At 70.3% G+C, this 20,222-nt stretch carries 19 protein-coding genes; 12 read left to right on the forward strand and 7 right to left on the reverse strand.

Annotated elements, in window-relative coordinates; translation table 11 throughout:
* The first annotated feature begins 17 nt into the window (after window positions 1–17).
* From nirB to N415_RS16810, 8 genes are all read left to right on the forward strand, one after another.
* Window positions 18–2,537, forward strand: a complete 2,520-nt coding sequence (gene nirB, locus N415_RS16775) for a nitrite reductase large subunit NirB (protein WP_068184127.1) — start codon at window positions 18–20, stop codon at window positions 2,535–2,537.
* Window positions 2,534–2,893: a Rieske 2Fe-2S domain-containing protein gene (locus tag N415_RS16780; RefSeq protein ID WP_068184130.1), complete on the forward strand. Its 360-nt coding sequence runs from the start codon at window positions 2,534–2,536 to the stop codon at window positions 2,891–2,893. Before nirB ends, N415_RS16780 begins: the two co-directional genes overlap by 4 nt.
* Before the next feature lie 214 nt (window positions 2,894–3,107).
* The gene (locus N415_RS16785; RefSeq protein WP_068184137.1) at window positions 3,108–3,761 is read left to right on the forward strand and encodes an SAM-dependent methyltransferase; all 654 of its coding nucleotides are present in this window, start codon (window positions 3,108–3,110) and stop codon (window positions 3,759–3,761) included.
* A complete protein-coding gene (locus N415_RS16790) occupies window positions 3,758–5,047 on the forward strand; it encodes a molybdopterin-dependent oxidoreductase (RefSeq protein WP_068184140.1) in 1,290 nt (429 codons plus the stop codon). The genes N415_RS16785 and N415_RS16790 overlap by 4 nt, the downstream gene beginning before the upstream one ends.
* A 1-nt stretch (window position 5,048) precedes the next feature.
* Window positions 5,049–5,546: a hypothetical protein gene (locus tag N415_RS16795; protein ID WP_068184142.1), complete on the forward strand. Its 498-nt coding sequence runs from the start codon at window positions 5,049–5,051 to the stop codon at window positions 5,544–5,546.
* Window positions 5,547–5,655: 109 nt separating this feature from the next.
* The gene (locus N415_RS16800) at window positions 5,656–6,861 is read left to right on the forward strand and encodes an alpha/beta hydrolase (RefSeq protein WP_068184144.1); all 1,206 of its coding nucleotides are present in this window, start codon (window positions 5,656–5,658) and stop codon (window positions 6,859–6,861) included.
* Window positions 6,862–6,905: 44 nt separating this feature from the next.
* Complete coding sequence (locus N415_RS16805; RefSeq protein ID WP_068184148.1) at window positions 6,906–8,315, forward strand: wax ester/triacylglycerol synthase family O-acyltransferase; 1,410 nt, start codon at window positions 6,906–6,908, stop codon at window positions 8,313–8,315.
* A 108-nt stretch (window positions 8,316–8,423) separates the two neighbouring features.
* Window positions 8,424–9,206: a crotonase/enoyl-CoA hydratase family protein gene (locus tag N415_RS16810; RefSeq protein ID WP_068184181.1), complete on the forward strand. Its 783-nt coding sequence runs from the start codon at window positions 8,424–8,426 to the stop codon at window positions 9,204–9,206.
* On the opposite strand, the gene N415_RS16815 is transcribed toward N415_RS16810, so the two are convergent.
* The gene (locus N415_RS16815) at window positions 9,203–9,793 is read right to left on the reverse strand and encodes a TetR family transcriptional regulator (RefSeq protein WP_068184184.1); all 591 of its coding nucleotides are present in this window, start codon (window positions 9,791–9,793) and stop codon (window positions 9,203–9,205) included. The genes N415_RS16810 and N415_RS16815 overlap by 4 nt on opposite strands.
* Window positions 9,794–9,895: 102 nt before the next feature.
* Here N415_RS16815 and N415_RS16820 point away from each other — a divergent pair, with 102 nt between their 5' ends.
* The 3 genes from N415_RS16820 (at window position 9,896) to N415_RS16830 (ending at window position 12,294) form a co-directional block, all read left to right on the forward strand.
* Window positions 9,896–10,435 carry an isoprenylcysteine carboxylmethyltransferase family protein gene (locus N415_RS16820; protein ID WP_068184150.1) on the forward strand — a complete coding sequence of 180 codons (540 nt, stop codon included), beginning with the start codon at window positions 9,896–9,898 and terminating at the stop codon, window positions 10,433–10,435.
* Between the two features lie 66 nt (window positions 10,436–10,501).
* On the forward strand, window positions 10,502–12,001 hold the full coding sequence (locus N415_RS16825) for a fatty acid--CoA ligase family protein (RefSeq protein ID WP_068184152.1): 1,500 nt from the start codon (window positions 10,502–10,504) through the stop codon (window positions 11,999–12,001).
* Window positions 11,998–12,294: a hypothetical protein gene (locus N415_RS16830; protein WP_068106239.1), complete on the forward strand. Its 297-nt coding sequence runs from the start codon at window positions 11,998–12,000 to the stop codon at window positions 12,292–12,294. Before N415_RS16825 ends, N415_RS16830 begins: the two co-directional genes overlap by 4 nt.
* Before the next feature lie 17 nt (window positions 12,295–12,311).
* Here N415_RS16830 and N415_RS16835 read toward each other — a convergent pair whose 3' ends face one another.
* The 6 genes from N415_RS16835 to N415_RS33120 form a co-directional block, all read right to left on the reverse strand.
* Window positions 12,312–13,754, reverse strand: coding sequence for a PE family protein (locus N415_RS16835; protein ID WP_068184155.1), 1,443 nt, complete (start codon window positions 13,752–13,754; stop codon window positions 12,312–12,314).
* Between the two features lie 224 nt (window positions 13,755–13,978).
* Complete coding sequence (locus tag N415_RS16840; protein WP_068184189.1) at window positions 13,979–15,376, reverse strand: PE family protein; 1,398 nt, start codon at window positions 15,374–15,376, stop codon at window positions 13,979–13,981.
* A gap of 133 nt (window positions 15,377–15,509) precedes the next feature.
* Window positions 15,510–16,937: a PE family protein gene (locus tag N415_RS16845; RefSeq protein WP_068184157.1), complete on the reverse strand. Its 1,428-nt coding sequence runs from the start codon at window positions 16,935–16,937 to the stop codon at window positions 15,510–15,512.
* Window positions 16,938–17,024: 87 nt separating this feature from the next.
* Window positions 17,025–18,476: a PE family protein gene (locus N415_RS16850; protein WP_068184158.1), complete on the reverse strand. Its 1,452-nt coding sequence runs from the start codon at window positions 18,474–18,476 to the stop codon at window positions 17,025–17,027.
* A 133-nt stretch (window positions 18,477–18,609) separates the two neighbouring features.
* Window positions 18,610–19,176, reverse strand: coding sequence for a TetR/AcrR family transcriptional regulator (locus N415_RS16855; RefSeq protein ID WP_068184192.1), 567 nt, complete (start codon window positions 19,174–19,176; stop codon window positions 18,610–18,612).
* Window positions 19,177–19,265: 89 nt separating this feature from the next.
* Complete coding sequence (locus tag N415_RS33120; protein WP_255342532.1) at window positions 19,266–19,397, reverse strand: hypothetical protein; 132 nt, start codon at window positions 19,395–19,397, stop codon at window positions 19,266–19,268.
* Between the two features lie 207 nt (window positions 19,398–19,604).
* Between N415_RS33120 and N415_RS16860 the strand changes: the two genes are divergently transcribed.
* Window positions 19,605–20,222: crotonase/enoyl-CoA hydratase family protein (locus N415_RS16860; protein ID WP_068184168.1), on the forward strand; the 618-nt coding region annotated here is incomplete at its 3' end.

Raw genomic sequence — 20,222 nt, forward strand, 5'->3', positions numbered from 1 at the left:
GCGCGACAGGGGGAGTCATGACCACACTGGCCCAACCCGAAACCAACGGCCACCGCCCCGCCGCCCTGGCCAGCCTGGTGGTGGTCGGCAATGGGATGGCCGGCGCGCGTGCGCTGGAGGAGATCCTCGCGCGCGGCGGCGCAGAGCGCTTCGCCATCACCGTGTTCGGGGACGAGCCCTACGGCAACTACAACCGGATCCTGCTGTCCAACGTGTTAGCCGGTTCCGATGACGCCGGGGAGATCTACCTCAACCCGCTGGACTGGTACGCCGAGAACAACATCGACCTGCGAGCCGGGGTGCGGGTGGTGCGCATCGATCCGTTCGCGCACCTGGTGCACGCCGACGACGGCACGACGGTGCGCTACGACAAGCTGCTCCTGGCCACCGGCAGCCGGGCGTTCTTCCCGCCGGTCGACGGCATCTGGCAAGACAACAAGACGCTGGCGCCGGGCGTGTTCGGGTTCCGGACGATCGACGATTGCCGCGCGATGATCCGGTTCGCCGAAGGGCGAAGCAGGGCAGCGGTTATCGGCGGCGGGCTGCTCGGCCTGGAGGCCGCGCGGGGCCTGCAGAACCGTGGGCTGCGGGTCGGCGTCGTGCAGGGCGGCCCCGCGTTGATGAACGCCCAGCTCGACGATCAGGGCAGCGCCATCCTGCGGCGCCTGGTAGAGGCGCTGGGCATCGAGGTGCACACCGGCAAGCGGACGGTAAGGATGCTGACCGAAGGCGGCCTGCCGTCGGCCATCGAATTCGACGACGGCAGCACGCTGCCGTGCGACATGCTGGTGATGGCGGCCGGCATCCGGCCCAACGTCGGGCTGGCCATGCGCGCCGGCCTGACGGTGGAACGCGCCATCGTCGTCGACGACCACATGCGCTCGGTCGACGACGACGACATCTACGTCGTGGGCGAGTGCGCGCAGCACCGGGGACAGGTCTACGGCCTGGTCGCGCCGCTGTGGGAACAGGCCGCCGTGCTGGCCGACCACTTGACCGGCACCAATCCCACTGCGGCATACCACGGTTCACGCACCGCCACCAAGCTGAAGGTCGCCGGCGTCGACGTGGCGGCGATGGGGGTGAAGACGCCCGAACGCGACGACGACGAATTCGTCCAGTACTCCGAACCCAGGCGCGGGGTGTACAAGACCGTGGTGGTGCGCGACGACAAGCTGATCGGCGCCACGCTGGTCGGCGACGTCAGCAAGGTGGCATTCCTTATGCAGGCCTTCGACCGCCGGCTTCCGCTGCCGCCCGAGCGGGTCTCGCTGATGTTCGACCTCGGCACACCGGACGCGGCCACGGGCGCCGCGGAATTGTCGGACGATGCCCAGGTGTGCAACTGCAATGGGGTGAGCAAGGCCGCAATCGTCCGCTGCGTCAAGGACGGCCAGGCCTCGGTCGAAGGCGTCATGTCGGCGACCCGCGCGGGCAAGGGCTGCGGGTCGTGCAAGGGCTTGGTCGCCCAGGTCGTCGAGTGGGCGGCGTCCGAAACCGGGGTCACGGTTTCCCAAGGCGCGGAGGCCAATTGGTACGTGCCGGGCATCCCCTACGAAAAGCCCGAGCTGATGAGCAAGATCCGCGAACTCGAGCTGCACTCGGTGGCCTCGGTGTTCGCCGCCCTGGCGCCGGAGGGTCGTGAGGACGCCGGCTCGAAGATGGCGCTAGCGTCGTTGCTGCACATGATGTGGGGCGACGAGTTCGTCGACGAACATGACGGCCGGTTCATCAACGACCGCGTGCACGCCAACATCCAGCGCGACGGCACCTTTTCGGTGGTGCCGCAGCTCAAGGGCGGCGTGACGAACTCCGAGCAGTTGCGCAAGATCGCCGACGTGGCCGACAAGTACCAGATCCCGATGATCAAGCTCACCGGCGGCCAACGCATCGATCTGCTCGGGGTGCGCAAGGAGGACCTGCCGTCGGTGTGGGCCGACCTCGGGATGCCGTCGGGGTACGCGTACGGCAAGAGCTTCCGGACCGTGAAAACCTGTGTGGGAAGCGACTTCTGCCGCTATGGTCTGGGTGACTCGACGGCATTGGGGATCGCGATCGAGGAGCGCTTCCAGGGCATCCCCAGTCCGGCCAAGATGAAGTTGGCGGTGACCGGGTGCCCGCGCAACTGCGCCGAGGCGCTGTGCAAGGACCTGGGCGTCGTCGCCATCGACGGCGGCCAATGGCAGATCTACGTCGGCGGGGCCGCCGGCGCGCACGTCCGCAAGGGCGACCTGCTGGCGACCGTCGACACCCCGGAAGAGGTCATCGCGCTCACGGGCCGGTTCCTGCAGTACTACCGGGAGAACGCCGGCTGGCTCGAACGCACGTACACGTTCGTGCCGCGACTGGGCATCGAACGGATCCGGCAGGTGGTGGTCGAGGACAGCGACGGGATCGGCGCCGGCCTCGACGCGCGCATGCAGAAATCGGTCGATTCCTACCGTGACCCGTGGAGCGAGAGCCGAAACTCTCCCGCGCCCAACCAGTTCCGGTCGTCCCTCCCGCTGATCCCGCTGCCACAGGTGCCGGTGCGATGACCGAGGTGACGTTGGGCGACGTGGACGACATCCCGGTGGGCGGGGGCCGCGCCTACGCGGTGGAGGGCCGCCAGATCGCCGTCTTCCGCCTGCGCGACGGCTCGCTGCGGGCGATCGACGCCGTGTGCCCGCACCGCGGGGGCCCGCTGGCCGACGGGCTCAGCGACGCCCGGGTCGTCATCTGCCCATTGCACGGGTTTACCTACGACCTCGCCACGGGGGAGGAGGTCGGCAACGGCGGTGCGGGGGTCACGGCGTATCCCGTGCGCGCCGACGACGCCGGGACCATCCACCTGCGCATGGACGGCGCCCCCGGCCGGCCACCGCAGTGCAGCGCGCCGGGCGCACGACTCTAGATTCGACACCCATCCGAGCGATCCTCGGCACCGAATAACCCGCGTGAACCATTCGGCCCGGTCGATGGCGCGGCCCGGCGTGCGCGCGGTTAGCCGGGCGCGGATCGGGGTATCGATCCGGTTGATCGAAACGCTGGCGTATCTGAAAAAACATCCCCCACCGGGGCCGAGGCGCGTCCGGGCCGCCCGGTCGCGACGATGCGAGAGGCGTGACATGCTGGGGCATCTTTACGATCGGGCGCTCGGTGGCGAGAGGTGTTGGGTCCGGCACGAGGACGGCGAGGTTCGCCCGCTGCCGGCGCACCGATGGCTGGGTGAGCGATGTCCCGGCGCCGCGCCGCGTGACGCCTTCGACGACGTCTTCGACGAGGCGGTGACGCAGATGTGCACCGGACCGACGATCGAGCTGGGATGCGGGCCGGGGCGGTTGGTGGCCAAACTCATCCGGCGGGGAATACCCGCGCTCGGCATCGATCGGTCCGCGACGGCGATCCGGCTGGCGGGACGCGGCGGCGCGCCCGCGCTGCTGGGCGACGTGTTCGCGCCGCTACCCGGAACGGGTTGCTGGCAGACGGTTTTGCTCGTCGACGGCAACGTCGGCCTCGGCGGCGACCCGCGACGGATCCTGGTGCGTGCCGCCGAGCTGCTCGGCCGCGGCGGGCGCTGCGTGGCCGAGTTCGAGCCCGGCGCCGTCGGGGTCCGCCCACGCTGGGTGCGCCTGGAGACCGACAGCGACGTGGGCCCCTGGTTCCGGTGGGCGACGGTCGGTGTCGACAGCGCCGCCACGCTGGCCGCGCAGGCCGGCCTGACGCTGACCGGCGTCCGGCTGATCGGCGGCCGGGTCATCGCGAACCTGGCCGCCCTATGAGCGACTACGGGTTTCCCGGCGGGCTGTGGCGCGCGCTGGACCGGCATCCACCGCCGGGCGCGGAGCGCCTCGGCCGGTTCCGGAGCCCGCTGCGCGGCCCGTGGCTGACGTCGGTATTCGGGCTGGTGCTGCTGATCGCCCTGCCGATCGTCATCCTCACCGGGCTGCTGTCCTACATCGCCTACGGGCCGCGGCTCGGTCAGGCGATCCCCGCCGACGTCGGCTGGCTGCGCCTGCCAGTATTCGACTGGCCCACGCGGCCGTCGTGGCTGTACCGGCTGACCCAGGGCCTGCACGTGGGGCTGGGGCTGCTGATCATCCCGGTGGTGCTGGCCAAGCTGTGGTCGGTGATCCCGCGGCTGTTCGCCTGGCCGCCGGCCCGCTCGATAGCCCAACTGCTGGAACGGTTGTCGCTGCTGATGCTGGTCGGCGGGGTGTTGTTCGAGATCGTCACCGGCGTGCTGAACATCCAGTACGACTACATCTTCGGGTTCAGCTTCTACGACGCCCACTACTTCGGGGCGTGGGTCTTCATCGCCGGGTTCCTGATGCATATCACGCTCAAGATCCCGCGCATGATCACCGGGTTGCGATCGCTGTCGCTGCGAGAAGTGTTGCGCACCAACCGAAGCGACACCCGCCCGGAACCGCCCGATCCCGACGGCCTGGTGGCGGCCGACCCGGCCGAACCGACGATGAGCCGGCGAGGTGCGCTGGCGCTGGTCGGCTCCGGGGTGGCGCTCGTCGGCGTGCTGACGGCCGGTCAGACCCTTGGCGGGGCCTCCCGCGGTGCGGCCCTACTGGTGCCGCGCGGTCGGGGCAACGACTTCCCGGTCAACAAGACCGCCGCCGCCGCGGGCATCTCGCCCGAAAGCGTCGGCGCGACTTGGCGATTGGTCCTGCGCAGCGGGGCCTCGGTGGTGGTGCTGGACCGGGATGCGCTGGCCGGGATGGCGCAACACACCGCGCGGCTTCCGATCGCATGCGTCGAGGGCTGGTCGACCGTGCAGACCTGGACCGGGGTCCGGCTGGCCGAGCTGGCCCGATTCGTCGGGGTGCCCGTCGCACGCTCGGCGCTGGTGACCTCGCTGCAACGGGGCGGCGCGTTCGGCGCGGCGACGTTGCAGCCCAACCAGGTTCGCGACCCCGACGCCCTGCTGGCGCTGCGGGTCAACGGCGCCGACCTGTCACTGGATCACGGATACCCGGCGCGGATCATCGTGCCGGCGCTGCCGGGAGTGCACAACACCAAATGGGTGGCCTCCATCGAGTTCGAGCCGAGCTGAGATGTCCGGATTCTCGCGACGTTTCGGGGCGATCTACGGATCCGGCCCGTTGCACCTGCTGACGATGCTGTCCGGGTTCGCGCTGCTCGGCTACGTCCTCGCCACCTTCAAGCCGGCGACGCTGTGGAATTCCGGCACCTGGTGGCAGTCGATCGCCGTCTGGCTGGCGGCCGCCGTGATCGCCCACGACCTGTTGCTGTTCCCGCTCTATGCGCTGGCCGACCGGGCGCTGTTCGCGCGGGCGCCGCGTCAGCCAAACATCAGCGCCCGCAACCACATTCGGATCCCCGCGCTGGGGGCGGGGCTGACGCTGCTGATCTTCCTGCCGGGCATCATCGAGCAGGGCGCCCCGACCTACCGCGCTGCCACCGGGCAGACCCAGCAGCCGTTTCTGGGCAGGTGGCTGCTGCTCACCGCGGCGATGTTCGCGGTGAGCGCGATTTGCTATGCAACGCGACTCGCGGTGGCACGTCGGCGCGTCACCGGCAAACCGAAATAGCCGGCAGTAAAGGGCAAAATGGGTCAGCAGCAAACTGTGCGCCGGCCGGACCGCGCTGTCTAACGGAAACGTCAGTTTCAGCCGTCCGCCCGGGGGTACAGTCCGTTACATGACTGCGAGGGCACCCCGCATGACACCCTGTGTGAAGTGGTTGCTGCGGGCCGGCCCCGCCGACTACATGCTGGCCCTGAGCGTGGCCAGCGCGTCGCTGCCGGTCGTCGGAAAGCGGCTGGAACCGCTGGGCGCGCTGACCGCGATGAGCGTCTGGGGCGCGCGCCACGCGCCGCAAGCCCTGTCCGCGATGACCAAGGATTGGCTGGGGCCCCACGCCAAAGACGCGCCGCCCGCCGAGCCGCAGAGCATCCGCGAGGTCTCCGTCGCCGCCCTCCGGGGCGTCGTATCCGCCGCGGACCTCGACCTGGACTGGCCCGTCGCCGAGCGGACCCCACCGATCTGGGACGCGATGCGCCGGCGCCGCTACCTCTACCGCCGCGGCGTCCACTACGGCGACCATCCGGCGCAGGTGCTCGAGGTCTGGCGGCGCAAGGACCTGCCCGCGCAACCCGCGCCGGTGCTGATCTTCGTGCCCGGCGGCGCCTGGGTGCACGGCAAGGCCATGGGCCAGGGCTCGGCGCTGATGTCCCGGCTCGCCGAGCAGGGCTGGGTGTGCCTGGCGATCGACTACCGCGTCGCGCCGCACCACCGCTGGCCACGCCACATCACCGACGTCAAGACCGCCATCGCGTGGGCGCGCGCCAACGTCGACAAGTTCGGCGGCGACCGCAACTTCGTTGCGGTGGCGGGCTGTTCGGCTGGCGGCCACCTGTCCGCGCTGGCGGGACTGACCCCCGACGACCCGGCGCATCGGGCGGCACTGCCCGAGGGCGCCGACAGTTCGGTGGACGCCGTCGTCGGCATCTACGGCCGCTACGACTGGGAGGACCGTTCCACCCCCGAGCGGGTGCGGTTCGTCGACTTCCTGGAGCGGGTGGTCGTCAAGAAGTCGATCGCCCGTCACCCCGAGGTGTTCCGCGACGCGTCGCCGATCGCGCGGGTGCATCGAAATGCGCCGCCATTCCTCGTGATTCACGGCAGCAAGGACAGCGTCATCCCGGTCGAGCAGGCGCGCAGCTTCGTCGAACGGTTACGCGCCGTGTCGCATTCGATGGTCGGCTACCTGGAACTGCCCGGCGCGGGCCACGGGTACGACCTCATCGACGGGGAGCGGGCCGGCGCCGCGGCCCACGCCGCTTCGCTGTTCCTCAACCAGGTCTACCGCACCAAAATCCAGATCGGCGCGAAAGAGGTTATCTAAGGACCCGGCGCTGGGTAATGTCCCCCTATGGGTAAGGGGTGGCTGTGAAAAGGCTCAGCGGCTGGGACGCGGTATTGCTCTACAGCGAGACGCCGAACGTGCACATGCACACCATCAAAGCCGCGGTGATCGAGCTGGCCCCGGACCGGCGTGACTTCGACATCCAAGCCTTCCGCCAGGTGCTCGCCGGCCGGCTGAACAAGCTCGAGCCGTTCTGTTACCAGCTCGTCGAAATCCCGTTCAAGTTCCACCACCCGATGTGGCGGGAGAACTGCGAGGTGGATCTCGAATACCACATCCGGCCGTGGCGGCTGCCCGCCCCGGGCGGCCGTCGCGAATTGGACGAGGCGATCGGGCGGATCGCCAGCACGCCGCTCGACCGCAGCCGCCCGCTGTGGGAGATGTACTTCATCGAGGGCCTGGCCAACAACCGGATCGCGGTGGTCGGCAAGATCCACCACGCGCTTGCCGACGGCGTCGCCTCGGCGAACCTGCTGGCCCGCGGCATGGACATCCAGCCCGCGCCCGAGGGTCGCCCGTACAAGTCCGACCCCGACCCCACCCCGCGGCAGCTGATGAGTTCGGCGTTCGCGGATCACCTGCGCCACCTCGGGCGAATCCCCGCGACAATCCGCTACACCGCCGAGGGGCTGGGCCGGGTCCGCCGCAGCTCGCGCAAGCTGTCCCCGGAGCTCACCCGGCCGTTCGAGCCGCCGCCGACCTTCATGAACCACAAGATCACCGCGGAGCGCAGGTTCGCCACCGCCACGCTGGCGCTGGCCGACGTGAAGGAGACCGGCAAGCGGCTCGGGGCGACGATCAACGACATGGTGCTCGCCATGGCGACCGGCGCGCTGCGCACCCTGCAACTGCGCTACGACGGCCAGGCCATGCCCTTGCTCGCGTCGGTGCCGATGAGCTTCGACTTCTCGCCGGAGCGCATCTCCGGCAATCGGTTCACCGGCGTGCTGGTCGGCCTGCCGACCGACTCCGACGACCCGCTGGAGCGGGTGCGGTGCACCCACGACAACGCCATCGCCGCCAAGGAATCTAACCAGCTGATGGGGCCCGAGCTGGTCAGCCGATGGGCCGCCTACATGCCGCCCGCGCCCACCCAGGCCTTCTTCCGGTGGGCCTCCGGCCGCGACGGGCACAACAAGATCCTCAACCTGAACATCTCCAACGTGCCCGGCCCGCGGGAGCGCGGCCGGGTGGGCGGCGCGCTGGTCACCGAGATCTATTCGGTGGGGCCGCTGACCGCCGGCAGCGGGCTGAACATCACCGTGTGGAGCTACGTCGACCAGCTCAACATCTCGGTGCTCTCCGACGGGGCCACCCTCAAGGACCCGCACGAGGTGACCGAGGCCATGGTCACCGACTTCATCGAAATACGAAGGGCCGCAGGTCTTTCCGAGGAACTGACGGTCGTCGAGGCGGCCATGGCGCCGGCCTGAGGGCCGCCCCGGTAACGGGACTCTCGACTGGTGCCAATGCCATTTCCGCCGACCGTTACCATCTTCTCGGATAGGCACCCACCCGACCCGAAGGAGCTGTGCGGCACCGTGAGCGAAGAGGCCACCAATCCCGAGCCCGAAGTCCTGGTCGAACAGCGGGATCGGATCCTGATCATCACCATCAACCGGCCGAAAGCCAAGAACGCGGTCAACGCCGCGGTCGCCCAGGGCCTGGCCGACGCCGTGGATCGGCTCGACGGCGACACCGGCCTGTCGGTCGGAATCGTGACCGGCGCGGGTGGCTCGTTCTGCGCGGGCATGGACCTCAAGGCCTTCGCGCGCGGCGAAGTGCCCATCGTCGAGGGTCGCGGCATGGGCTTCACCGAGCGCCCGCCGGTCAAGCCGCTGATCGCCGCGGTGGAAGGCTATGCGCTGGCCGGCGGCACCGAGCTGGCGCTGGCCACCGACCTGATCGTGGCCTCGCGGGACTCGGCGTTCGGCATCCCCGAGGTCAAGCGGGGGCTGGTCGCCGGCGGCGGCGGGCTCCTGCGGCTGCCCGAGCGCATCCCGTCGGCCATCGCGATGGAGCTGGCGCTGACCGGTGACAACCTTTCCGCCGAGCGCGCCCACGAGCTGGGGATGGTCAACGTGCTGGCCGAACCGGGCCATGCCCTGGACGCCGCCATCGAGCTGGCCGAGAAGATCGCGGCCAACGGCCCGCTCGCGGTGGCCGCCACCAAGCGCATCATCGTCGAGTCCCGGGGCTGGACCCAGGAGTCCCGCTGGGAGGAACAGAACAAGATTCTGGGTCCGGTGTTCGTGTCCAACGACGCCAAGGAGGGCGCGATCGCCTTCGCGGAGAAGCGCCCGGCGCGCTGGACCGGCACCTAATCGGTCAGGTAACGCTGCACCGTCGGCCCGAGCCAGCCGACCAGGTCGTCGACGCTGGTCGAGGCGAGCGGCTCGATCTTGAGCTGGTAGCGCGCGAACGCGAGCCCGGCCAGGTGACTGGCCACCAGCTCGACGCGTAGCTCGGCGTCGGCAACCCCGAATTCCGTCGCGACCCGCTTGGCGATCGGCCCGGCGAGGCTGTCGTGCAACACCTTTCGCGCCTGGGGGTGGATGGTCGCCGAACGCCACAGCGTCATGAAGGGCTCGAAGACGGCGCCTTCTTCCCAGTGCTCGAAAAAGCGGCGCACCAGCCGCGGGCCGATCTGCTCGGTGCCCTCGTCGAGCAGCGTGGCCAGCTGGTGCAGCGGGTGCTCGGGCCCGGTCAGCGCCGACGCGGTGAACAGCCCCTCCTTGCTGTCGAAGAAGTAATAGACCATCGCGACGTCCACGCCGGCGTCGGCGGCGATCGCGCGGACCGTCGCCTTGTCGTACCCGTCGCGCATGAAGCGTTCGCGCGCCGCGTCGACGATGCGCTGCCTGCTCTGTTGACCGGTCCGCCACCGGCCCGCCCGCCGCGCTTCCGCCATGCGCGTCAGCATACTTCAACAGGCGTTGACCTATGCAGGGCCGCGCGCGTAGGCTGGCTTTGTTCAACGATGGTTGAAGTAAGCAGGGGAGAGGAGTAGGCGATGGCGACGAACACGCACGAACGACGGCTCTGGTGGCGACACCTGATGTCCGTCCTGCTTTTTCCGCTGACGGTGACGATCGTCGTCCCGGCATTGATTGTGTTTCCGACCGGCCTGCGGGCGGGGCACTTCGGTGCCGCGCTGACGGTGGCGCTGGTCGCGGTCGGCTGCTTGCTGATCGCCGCCGGCCTTGCCCTGATGGTCTGGACGAACGTGCTGTTCGACCGGGTCGGCGAGGGGACCCTGGGGCTCGGGCCGGTGATGGGCGAGCCGGTCCATTTGGTCGTGCGCGGGCCCTACCGTCATGTGCGTAACCCGATGATCACCGGCGTGCTCTGCATCCTGCTGGGCGAGGCGGCCATTACCGGTTCCGGTGCGTTGCTGGCTTGGTTCGCAATCTTCTTCGCGTTCCAGGCGACGGCCATTCGGTTCTGGGAGGAGCCCCACCTCGTCGGGCGCTACGGCGACGAGTACCTCGCCTACCGGCGCAACGTTCCGCGCTGGATCCCCCGGATCTCCGCCTGGGACCCGAACCGCTAGCAATAGTTAGATGGCTTACACTGTGCGCTAGATTTGTAAAGGGCGGGGATCCACGAAGGATCGAGGATGAGCATTTCGTTGCTGCTGGAGATGGCTGCGTCGGGCAACCCGGAACGCACTGCCGTCGTCTCGGGAGAGCTGCGGCTGACGACTCAGCAGCTCAGCGATCTGGCCGACGGCGGGGCCGGCGTCATCGCGGCGTCGGGCGCCAAGCATGTGGCGTACGTGGGGACCGGTGGCGCGATGCTGCCGGTGCTGATCTTCGCCTCGGCGCGCGCGGGGTTGGCCTTCACGCCGCTCAATTACCGGCTCTCCGCCGAGGGCATCCAGGCGCTCATCGAGCGGTTGCCCGAACCGCTGGTGATCGTCGACGACCGCTACCGCGACATGATCGGGGAATCGTCGGGGCGGGTGATGTCGTCCGACGAATTCCTCGCGGCCGCGCGCGAGAGCGAGCCCGCGGCCGAGTTCGCCGACCCGGAGTCGGTGGCGATCGTGCTTTTCACGTCGGGCACCACGTCGGCGCCCAAGGCCGTCGAGCTCTCGCACAACAACCTGACCAGTTACGTCACCGGGACGGTCGAGTTCGAGTCGGCCGAACCCGCCGACGCCGCGCTGATCTGCGTGCCGCCCTATCACATCGCCGGTGTGAGCGCCGCGCTGTCGAACCTGTACGCCGGCCGAAAGATGGTCTACCTGCCCAACTTTGACGCCGACGAATGGGTGCGGCTGATCGAGGCCGAGAAGGTCACCACCGCGACCGTGGTGCCCACCATGCTGGACCGCATCGTCACCGTCCTCGAGCGCGGCGGACACGAGCTACCGTCGCTGCGCAGCCTGGCCTACGGCGGATCCAAGGTCGGCCTGCCGCTGGTGCGCCGGGCGCTGGAGCTGCTGCCGCACGTGGGCTTTGTGAACGCCTACGGGCTGACCGAGACTAGCTCGACGATCGCCGTGCTGGGACCCGACGACCACCGCGAGGCGCACGCGGCGTCGGCCGACCACGTCGCGAAGCGGCTGGGGTCGGTCGGGCGGCCGGTGCCCGGCATCGAGCTGCAGATCCGTGGCGAGGACGGCACGGTGCTGCCGCCGGGCGAAAGCGGCGAGCTGTTCGTGCGCGGCGAGCAGGTGTCGGGGCGTTACACCGGGATCGGCTCGGTGCTCGACGAGGACGGCTGGTTCCCGACCCGCGACGTCGCCCTGCTCGACGAGGACGGCTACCTCTTTATCAGCGGGCGCAGCGACGACACCATCATCCGCGGCGGGGAGAACATCGCGCCCGCCGAGCTGGAGGAGGTGCTCATCGAGCACGCCCACGTGCGCGACGTCGCCGTGGTCGGCGTCGAGGATCCGCAGTGGGGCCAGGCGATCGTGGCCGTCGTGGTGCCGGTGGCCGGCATCGATCCCGACCCCGAGGAGCTGCGTGAGCATGTCCGCAAGAGTTTGCGGGGGTCGCGCACGCCCGACCGGGTAGTCTTTCGCGACGAGCTGCCGACCACACCCACGGGCAAAGTCCTGCGCCGCGAAATCGTCGAAAATCTCCGAACCTTAGGAACGCCGAAATGATCAAGAACGGAACCCGTCTCGCCAGCCAGGTGTGTGACACCCAGGTCATCGTCGTCCGCAGCGCCGACAGCCTCGACGACCTGCGCTGCGGTGGCGCGCCGATGGTGCCGATCGGCGGCGAGCGCTCCGGCGAGCTCGACCCGGCATTCTCCGACGGCACCGTGATGGGCAAGCGCTACGTCGACGAGACCGGCGCCGAAGTGCTGGTGACCAAGCCCGGCGCCGGCAGCCTGAGCATCGGTGCGACCGCGCTGCAGCTCAAAGAGGTCAAGCCGCTGCCGGCCAGCGACTAGGGAAGCCCGCCGAGCGTCTAAAGCCCGTCGTTCCCAGGCACACCGAGCAAGATTCCCCCGCTGCCGCCCTTGCCCACGGTGCCGATCGGACCGGTCTTGTTCCCGCCGGTACCACCATTGCCGATGAGAATGGCGGCGTTGCCGCCATCACCGCCGTTACCGTTAGTGGTGCCGTTCCCGGCATTCCCGCCGTCCCCGCCGGAGCCCATCAGCACCGCGCCGTTGCCCCCGTGACCGCCGGTACCGTCACCTAACACCCCGAAGCCTGCTTGACCGCCGTCCCCGCCGCTGCCGACCAGCCCTATCGCGTTGCCGCCCGCGCCTCCGGCACCACCGGATCCCAGCACGTTCGCAGCGCCCTGGCCCCCGTGCCCCCCGCTGCCGATGAGGATTCCGCCGTTGCCACCGGCCCCGCCGGCGCCCGCTTTGCCGATGGATGCGATGGCCTGACCTGTGCCGTTCCCCCCATGGCCGCCATTGCCGATCAGCCCCGCATTGCCCCCGTTGCCGCCGGCAAACGAACCCGTGCCCGCGCCGCCTGCACCGCCATTTCCCGTCAGCAGTCCGCCCGATCCTCCGTTGCCGCCGACATTGCCGGCGGAGCCGTCTCCGGCACTCCCGCCCGTTCCACCGTCTCCGTGGAGGATGCCCCCGTGGCCACCGCTACCGCCCGCACCTCCGGTGGCTTGTGACGTGGCGCCCAAGGGCAGCAAACCCAATCCTCCGGTACCGCCGGCGCCGCCGTTGCCGATCAATCCGATCGCGTCGCCCCCGGCGCCCCCAGTGCCGCCGAGACCATCTACGGCGGTGACCAGGTCGGCCCCCCCAATGCCGCCCGCGCCGCCGCTGCCGATCAACAGGCCGCCGGTGCCGCCTGCGCCCCCGGCACCTCCATTCACGCCAGCGGTGCTACTCGAGCCCCCAGCTCCGCCCATGCCACCGTTGCCGAACAGTCCGGCGGGACCGCCGTTGCCCCCGGCTTGGTTAGCCGCACCGGATCCGCCGTTGCCGCCGTTGCCCCACAGGATGCCGCCGGCACCACCGGGTTGGCCGGTGCCCGGCAAGCCGTTGGTGCCGTCGCCGATCAACGGGCGCTGCAAGAGCAGCTCGGTGGGTGCGTTGATCGCGTTGAGTACGTCTTGTTGCAACACCTGCCACGGATTCGCGGTGGCCGCGGCATTCGCGATCTCGGTGCCGGCATAGGCCGCCGCACCGGTGTTTAGGGCCTGCACGAACTGCTGATGAAACGCCGCCGCCTGGGCGCTGAGGGCCTGAAACCCTTGGGCGTGGGCACCGAAGACGGCTGCCAGCGCCGCTGACACCTCGTCGGCCCCGGCCGCGAGTATCTGCGTGGTGGGCCCGGACGCAGCCGCATTCGCCTCACTGATCGTCGAACCAATACCCGCCAAATCCGTTGCGGCCGCCGCCATCAGGTCGGGTTGTGCGATGAGGAAAGACATATCCGAACCTCCACCGGCATTTATCGGTACCGCGTACGTTCAAACCGGAAACGTTGCTGCTGCGCCCGTTAGCAACCAACTGGTACCGAAAATACGGCAAAACCATACTAAAGCGCCAGTATTGGCGAGGGTTTCTAAACCCGGCGCCTGGCAGCCCGAGCCGTCAATCAGACCGCTGCGACTCAAAGAGGTCAGGCCGCCGCCGGCTAGCGACTGATGCTCGGCTAGGGAAGCAGCCCGTTCGGTCCGGGCACCCCGAGCAGCAACCCGCCGGCGCCGCCTTGCCCGACGGTGCCGTCGACGAAGTAGGCATTGCCGCCTCGGCCGCCGTTGCCGATCAGCCCGGCATTGCCGCCGTCTCCGCCGGTGGACCGGTCGCCTAGAACGTCGTGGTCCCCGGGTCCAGCGCTGCCGCCGCTTCCGCCACTGCCGATCAGGGCGCCGTTGCCGCCGCGGCCGCCGGCGCCGCTCTGCGACCCACTGCCGCCTGCTCCGCCGCCGCCGCCATTGCCGAACAGCCCTATGGCGTTGCCGCCGGCGCCGCCAGTGCCGGCGGTGCTGCTGATGTTTTGTCCGCCGCTCCCGCCGTGGCCGCCGTCGCCGAACAGTGCCCCACCGAGTCCGCCGCCGCCACCGCTTCCGCCGCCGGTCGAGCCTCCTGTCCCACCGCCGCCGCCGTTGCCGATCAGCCCGGCATTCCCGCCGGCGCCGCCGGGCAGACTGCCGGAGCCGGCGCCGCCGGCACCGCCGTTGCCGCTCAGCAGACCGCCGGCCCCGCCGGTGCCCCCGACATTGCCTGAGGTGCCCAACCCGGCGGCTCCGCCGGCGCCGCCGGCGCCGTTGAGCAGGCCGCCGTGGCCGCCGTGTCCGCCCGCACCCCCGGTAGACCCGGAAACGCTCGAGCCGCCGACACCGCCGGCGCCGCCGTGGCCGAACAGTCCGATCGCGTCGCCGCCGGCGCCGCCGGTGCCGGCGACAGCAGGCGTCGCGCTTACCCACAGCCCGCCGGCGCCGCCCACGCCGCCGTTGCCGACCAGGAATCCTCCGGTGCCGCCGGCGCCGCCGGTGGCGTTTCCGATGCCGGCCGCGCCCCCGTTTCCGCCGTTGCCGATCAGCCCGGCCGGCCCGCCGTTGCCGCCGGGCCCGCCAGCCGCGCCGGACCCGCCGTTACCGCCGTTGCCCCACAGCAGTCCGCCCGCCTGGCCGTTTTGGCCGGTGTTGGGTGCGCCGTCGGCGCCGTCGCCGATCAGCGGACGCTGCAAGAGCAGTTCGGTGGGCGTGTTGATCGCGTTGAGCAGGTCCTGCTGCAGGACCTGCCACGGGTTGGCCGCGGCGGCGGCGTTGGCCGCTTCCGCGCCGGCATACGCGTCGACGGCCGTCTTCAGGGCCTGCACGAATTGCTGGTGAAACGCCGCGGCTCGGGCGCTGAGCGCCTGATAGTCCACGGCGTGCGACCCGAACACCGCCGCTGCCGCCGCCGACACCTCGTCGGCACCCGCGGCCAGCAGGTTGGTGGTTCGGAGCGCCGCGACGGCATTAGCCTCGTTAAGGGTGGAACCGACATCCGCCAGAGTTGTTGTGGCCGTTGATATTACGTCTGGTACGGCGATCACATATGACATCTTCACGCCTCCTGCCGGCGCCCGCAGCGTCTGGTGCGGTGAAAATCCAAATCCTAGTCCGGCCGCAGAACTCGTGGGCCATATCGGAGCTACTGGGCCGTCGGCGTCGGCGTTGCTACACCGACCGAGGCGGTTACGGCCCGGCGTGCCCGTCGGGACCGGGGATACCGAGCAGCAGCCCGCCGCCCCCGCCCACCCCGGGAGTGGCGGCGACTCCGGCGCTGTTCCCGCCAATGCCGCCGTTGCCCACGAGTTGGGCGTTGCCGCCGTCGCCGCCGTTGGCCTTCCCATTTACGCTGGCCCCGCCGTTGCCGCCGTCGCCGCCGCTGCCGAACACAGCGCTATTGCCGCCCCGGCCGCCCTGTCCGCCGTTACCTGCGGCGATATCGCTCTGGCCCCCGTTGCCGCCCTCTCCGCCGTTGCCGAACAGCCCAATGGCGTTGCCGCCGGCCCCGCCGCGACCGCCATCGCCAACGATGGATTGCCCGCCGTCGCCGCCGCGGCCGCCGTCGCCGGCCAGCGCGCCGCCCAGCCCGCCGTTACCGCCGAGGCCACTGGATACGCCGACCCCACCGGCGCCGCCGTTGCCGAGCAGCCCGGCGTTCCCGCCGTTGCCGGCCTTCCCGGCGTAGCCGGTGCCGCCGTCACCTCCATTGCCGCTCAGCAGCCCACCGGCGCCGCCGTCGCCCCCGACACCTGGGAAGGAGCCCTGCGAGCCCGCGGCCCCGCCGGCGCCGCCGTTGCCGTTCAACAGACCGCCGTGACCGCCGTGACCGCCGGAACCGGCGCCGCCGATAAGGCCGCCAACCGCCAAGCCGCCGGCACCGCCGGCGCCGCCGGTGCCGAACAGCCCGATCGCGTCGCCCCCCGCGCCCCCGGTGCCGCCCCCACCGACGTTCATGTTGATCGTGTTGTTGTAGGCACCGCCCGCGCCGCCCGGGCCGCCGTTGCCCCAGAGCAACCCGCCGGTCCCGCCGGCGCCGCCTTTGCCCCCGTTGACCCCGGGTGTGTTGCTCAGCCCGCCGGCGCCGCCGGCGCCGCCGTGGCCGAACAACCCGGCCGGCCCGCCATTGCCGCCGGGTGAGTTCGCCGCGCCCGATCCTCCGTTGCCGCCGTTACCCCACAGGATGCCGCCGGCCCCGCCGTTCTGGCCGCTCCCCGGCAGGCCGTTGGTGCCGTTGCCGATCAGCGGTCGCTGGAGCAGGAGTTCGGTGGGTGTGTTGATCGCGTTGAGGATGTCCTGCTGCACGACCTGCCACGGGTTGGCCGCTGCCGCGGCGTTGGCCGCCTCGGCGCTGGCATAGGCGCTCGCGCCCGCGTTCAGGGCCTGGACGAATTGCTGATGATAGGTCGCCGCCTGGGCGCTGACGGCCTGGTATTCCTGGGCATGCGCACCGAAGAACGCGGCTACCGCCGCCGAGACCTCGTCCTCGCCGGCCGCCAGCAACTGGGTGGTTTGGGCCGCCGCGGCCGAGTTGGCCTGGTTGAGCGTGGATCTGATACCCGCCAAATCCGTGGCGGCCGTTGAAACGACGTCGGGCACCGTGAACAGGAAAGACATTCCGCACCTCCGGCAACGCCCCCGTCGTGGGCAAATCGTAGCGCGGTCGGCTGGCGCAGACGCGTGATTTCGTCGGGCTAGCGGCGCCTATCGCCCGTCGGCGCCGGGCACGCCCAGCAGGAGGCCACCGCCGCCCCCGACCCCGCCGACAGTGCCACCATCGCCGCCGTTTCCGACGAGCTGGGCGTTTCCGCCGTCGCCGCCCACCGCTCCGGTGAAGGTGTAGCCGAAGCCGGCGTCGCCGCCCCTGCCGCCGTTACCGGTGAGGCCGCCGTTGCCGCCGCGGCCGCCGTTACCGCCATTGCCGAGGCCTTGGCCGCCGTCCCCGCCGTACCCGCCATTGCCGTACAGCCCGACCGCGTTCCCGCCCGCACCCCCGACGCCGCCGTTGCCATAGGCGGATTGCCCGCCCGCGCCGCCATGACCGCCATGACCGAACAGGCTGCCGCCGTTGCCGCCGTTACCGCCGATGCCGCCATCCGCAAACGCGGTCGTAAGGGTGGCCGAACCGCCGGTCCCCCCGGCGCCGCCATTGCCGATGAGGCCGGCTGAGCCGCCGTTGCCGCCGGCGTAGGAGCCTCCGCCCAACGTGGGGTTGCCTTCCGTGCCGTTGCCGCCGGCGCCCCCGTTGCCGCTGAACATCCCGCCCGCCCCGCCATTGCCTCCACTGTTACCGCGGGTGGCGACTCCGGCGTTGCCGCCGTGACCGCCGTCGCCATGCAGCAGGCCGCCGTGGCCGCCCTGGCCGCCGGCACCGGCGATGCTGTTCGCCGAGTCGTTGACCCGACCGGAACCGCCGTCACCACCGGCCCCGCCGCTGCCGAATAATCCGATGGCGTCGCCACCGTGGCCTCCAGCGCCTCCCGTGGTGGAGGCCACGGCAAACCCGCCGACGCCGCCGGGTCCGCCGTTGCCGACGAGCAAACCGCCGGTGCCGCCGGCGCCACCGGGTCCGGCGGACTCGGGGAAGACCGCGGGCCCGCCGGCTCCGCCAGCCCCACCGTTGCCGAACAGCCCTGCGGGGCCGCCATTGCCGCCTGGCCCTCCGAAACTGCCCCCGGTCGCGGGGGTGCCGGAACCGCCGTTGCCACCGTTGCCCCAGAGCAGCCCACCGGGTCCGCCGTTCTGTCCGGTCCCCGGTGCGCCGTTGGTGCCGTTGCCGATCAGCGGGCGGCCCATCAGCAGCTCGGTGGGCGTGTTGATCGCGTTGAGCAGGTCCTGCTGCACAACCTGCCAGGGGTTGGCCGCCGCCGCGGCGTTCGCCGCCTCCGCACTGGCATAGGCGCCGGCGCCCGCGTTCAGGGCCTGGACGAATTGGTCGTGAAACGCCGCCACCTGCGCGCCGAGCGCCTGATAGCCCTGGCCGTGAGCAGCAAAGAATTCCGCGACCGCGGCGGACACCTCGTCGGCCGCCGCCGCGAGGACTTCTGTGGTCTGGGCGGCGGCGGCCGAGTTGGCCTGGGTGAGCGTCGCGCCGATGCCCGCCAAATCCGTTGCGGCGGCTGACACTAAATCCGGCGTGGCGAACACGAACGACATGGAAATACCTCCCGACGAGCGCTCAGACAGGGCGCCGGCCGGCGCAGGTATTGGTGGAGCCGTGTAGTTGGCAACCCGATGGTACTTGGTGCGGACAGCAAATGTTGCGTTATTGGCGGGCGGAGCCGGCGCGCTACTCCGCGATCTTGTTGCGAATGACGAATTCCCTCGCCTTGATGAGAAATTCGAGCTGGTCGCCCACCTGGTGCAGGGGGTCGGTGCTGCGGGTCGAGCGGGACAGCACGACGGCCCCCTCCAGGGCGGCGATCGACATCACGGCCAGCGACGAAGCTTCGGCGTCGTCGAAGCCGTCGTTGGCGAACGCCCGCGTCAAGGCGGTGCACCAGCGGCCCAGGATGGCGCCGGCTTCGGCGGACAGCTTGGGTTCGGTGTCGTCCGAGCCGATCGCGGCGGCGACCACGGGGCAGCCGGCGCTGAAGTCTCCCTCGGAGAGGAGCCGCTCCCAGAACTCGACGAACTCGCGCAGCAGGGCCCTGGCGCCCCAGCCGGCGGCGTCGTCGATCATCGCGGTGATGGAGTCGCCGGAGAACTTCAGCGCCTCGGTCAGGATCTGATTGCGCCCCTCGGGAAAGTGGTAATACACCGAGCCGCGCGGCGCGCCGCTGCGGGCCAGCACCTCATCGATGGTCACCCCGGCGGCGCCGCGCTCGCGCATCACCTCGGCTGCGCTGAGCAGCATCTTCTTGCGGGTGTCGCAGCGCTTGGTCGGGGCTGAGTCCGTCTTGGCGTCGGTGGTAGTCGGCACTGTCGTACCTCCCGTGGCGAGCGTCATGCAGCGTGCGAGTGCCGCGGTACCGGCCAGTGCATGTTACGCGGGCTGAACCGGAACGTCCGCCGCTTGAAGTCGGGCATCTCGCGGGTGAACTGGTAGCCGGCGACGTTGACTTCGATGATCCACATTGTTTTCTCCCGGCCTGAGTGCGGCCCTAGATTATGCTTAGAAGCATATAAGACATCGGTCGAGTAAGCAATTTTTATTCCCTAAGTAACCAGAACATCTCGATGAATGCGGTCCTGGCCCTGTCGAGCCTTCGGTCGGAAGGCAACGTGACTGAGGTTTAGTTATGCTCTATTGCATAATCCTTAGCACTGCGCTTGACTGTGCCGATGGGCCTTCCGAACCTCGACACGGTGTCCCTCGAGCGCGACGGACACGTCCTGCTGATCGGCCTGAACCGGCCCGAGAAGCGCAACGCATTCGATCGGGCGATGCTCGCCGACCTGTCCCGCGCCTACGGGCTGTTGGAATCCGATGACTCGCTGCGCGCCGGTGTGCTGTTCGCACACGGCGACCACTTCACCGCGGGTCTGGACCTCGTCGACGTCGGCCCCGGCATCGCGGCGGGGGAATTGGCGTTCCCCGACGACGGCCGCGACCCGTGGCGGCTCGACGGCGTATGGACCAGGCCGGTGATCGCGGTTGCGCACGGCTGGTGCATGACGTTGGGCATCGAGCTGCTGCTGGCCGCCGACATCCGGATCGCGGCGGACGGGACGCGCTTCACCCAGCTCGAGGTGCAACGAGGCATCTACCCGTTCGGCGGCGCGACGATCCGGCTGCCCCGCGATGCCGGTTGGGGCAACGCAATGCGCTGGCTGCTGACCGGCGACGAGTTCGACGCCGCCGAGGCGCACCGCATCGGGCTGGTCCAGGAGGTGGCCGACGACGCGGCCGCGGCATTGGACCGCGGGCGCGAGATCGCGCGCACCATCGCCGAGCGGGCC

The organism is Mycobacterium sp. UM_CSW, assembly GCF_000455205.1.
In the GTDB taxonomy this organism is placed as follows: domain Bacteria; phylum Actinomycetota; class Actinomycetes; order Mycobacteriales; family Mycobacteriaceae; genus Mycobacterium.

Bases quoted from the DNA above. Each gene is read 5' to 3' on its own strand.
- nirB (WP_068184127.1), top strand. From the start codon at position 18: ATGACCACACTGGCCCAACCCGAAACCAACGGCCACCGCCCCGCCGCC.
- N415_RS16780 (WP_068184130.1), top strand. From the start codon at position 2,534: ATGACCGAGGTGACGTTGGGCGACGTGGACGACATCCCGGTGGGCGGG.
- N415_RS16785 (WP_068184137.1), top strand. From the start codon at position 3,108: ATGCTGGGGCATCTTTACGATCGGGCGCTCGGTGGCGAGAGGTGTTGG.
- N415_RS16790 (WP_068184140.1), top strand. From the start codon at position 3,758: ATGAGCGACTACGGGTTTCCCGGCGGGCTGTGGCGCGCGCTGGACCGG.
- N415_RS16795 (WP_068184142.1), top strand. From the start codon at position 5,049: ATGTCCGGATTCTCGCGACGTTTCGGGGCGATCTACGGATCCGGCCCG.
- N415_RS16800 (WP_068184144.1), top strand. From the start codon at position 5,656: ATGACTGCGAGGGCACCCCGCATGACACCCTGTGTGAAGTGGTTGCTG.
- N415_RS16815 (WP_068184184.1), bottom strand. From the start codon at position 9,793: ATGGCGGAAGCGCGGCGGGCGGGCCGGTGGCGGACCGGTCAACAGAGC.
- N415_RS16820 (WP_068184150.1), top strand. From the start codon at position 9,896: ATGGCGACGAACACGCACGAACGACGGCTCTGGTGGCGACACCTGATG.
- N415_RS16825 (WP_068184152.1), top strand. From the start codon at position 10,502: ATGAGCATTTCGTTGCTGCTGGAGATGGCTGCGTCGGGCAACCCGGAA.
- N415_RS16830 (WP_068106239.1), top strand. From the start codon at position 11,998: ATGATCAAGAACGGAACCCGTCTCGCCAGCCAGGTGTGTGACACCCAG.
- N415_RS16835 (WP_068184155.1), bottom strand. From the start codon at position 13,754: ATGTCTTTCCTCATCGCACAACCCGACCTGATGGCGGCGGCCGCAACG.
- N415_RS16840 (WP_068184189.1), bottom strand. From the start codon at position 15,376: ATGTCATATGTGATCGCCGTACCAGACGTAATATCAACGGCCACAACA.
- N415_RS16845 (WP_068184157.1), bottom strand. From the start codon at position 16,937: ATGTCTTTCCTGTTCACGGTGCCCGACGTCGTTTCAACGGCCGCCACG.
- N415_RS16850 (WP_068184158.1), bottom strand. From the start codon at position 18,476: ATGTCGTTCGTGTTCGCCACGCCGGATTTAGTGTCAGCCGCCGCAACG.
- N415_RS16855 (WP_068184192.1), bottom strand. From the start codon at position 19,176: ATGCTGCTCAGCGCAGCCGAGGTGATGCGCGAGCGCGGCGCCGCCGGG.
- N415_RS33120 (WP_255342532.1), bottom strand. From the start codon at position 19,397: ATGTGGATCATCGAAGTCAACGTCGCCGGCTACCAGTTCACCCGCGAG.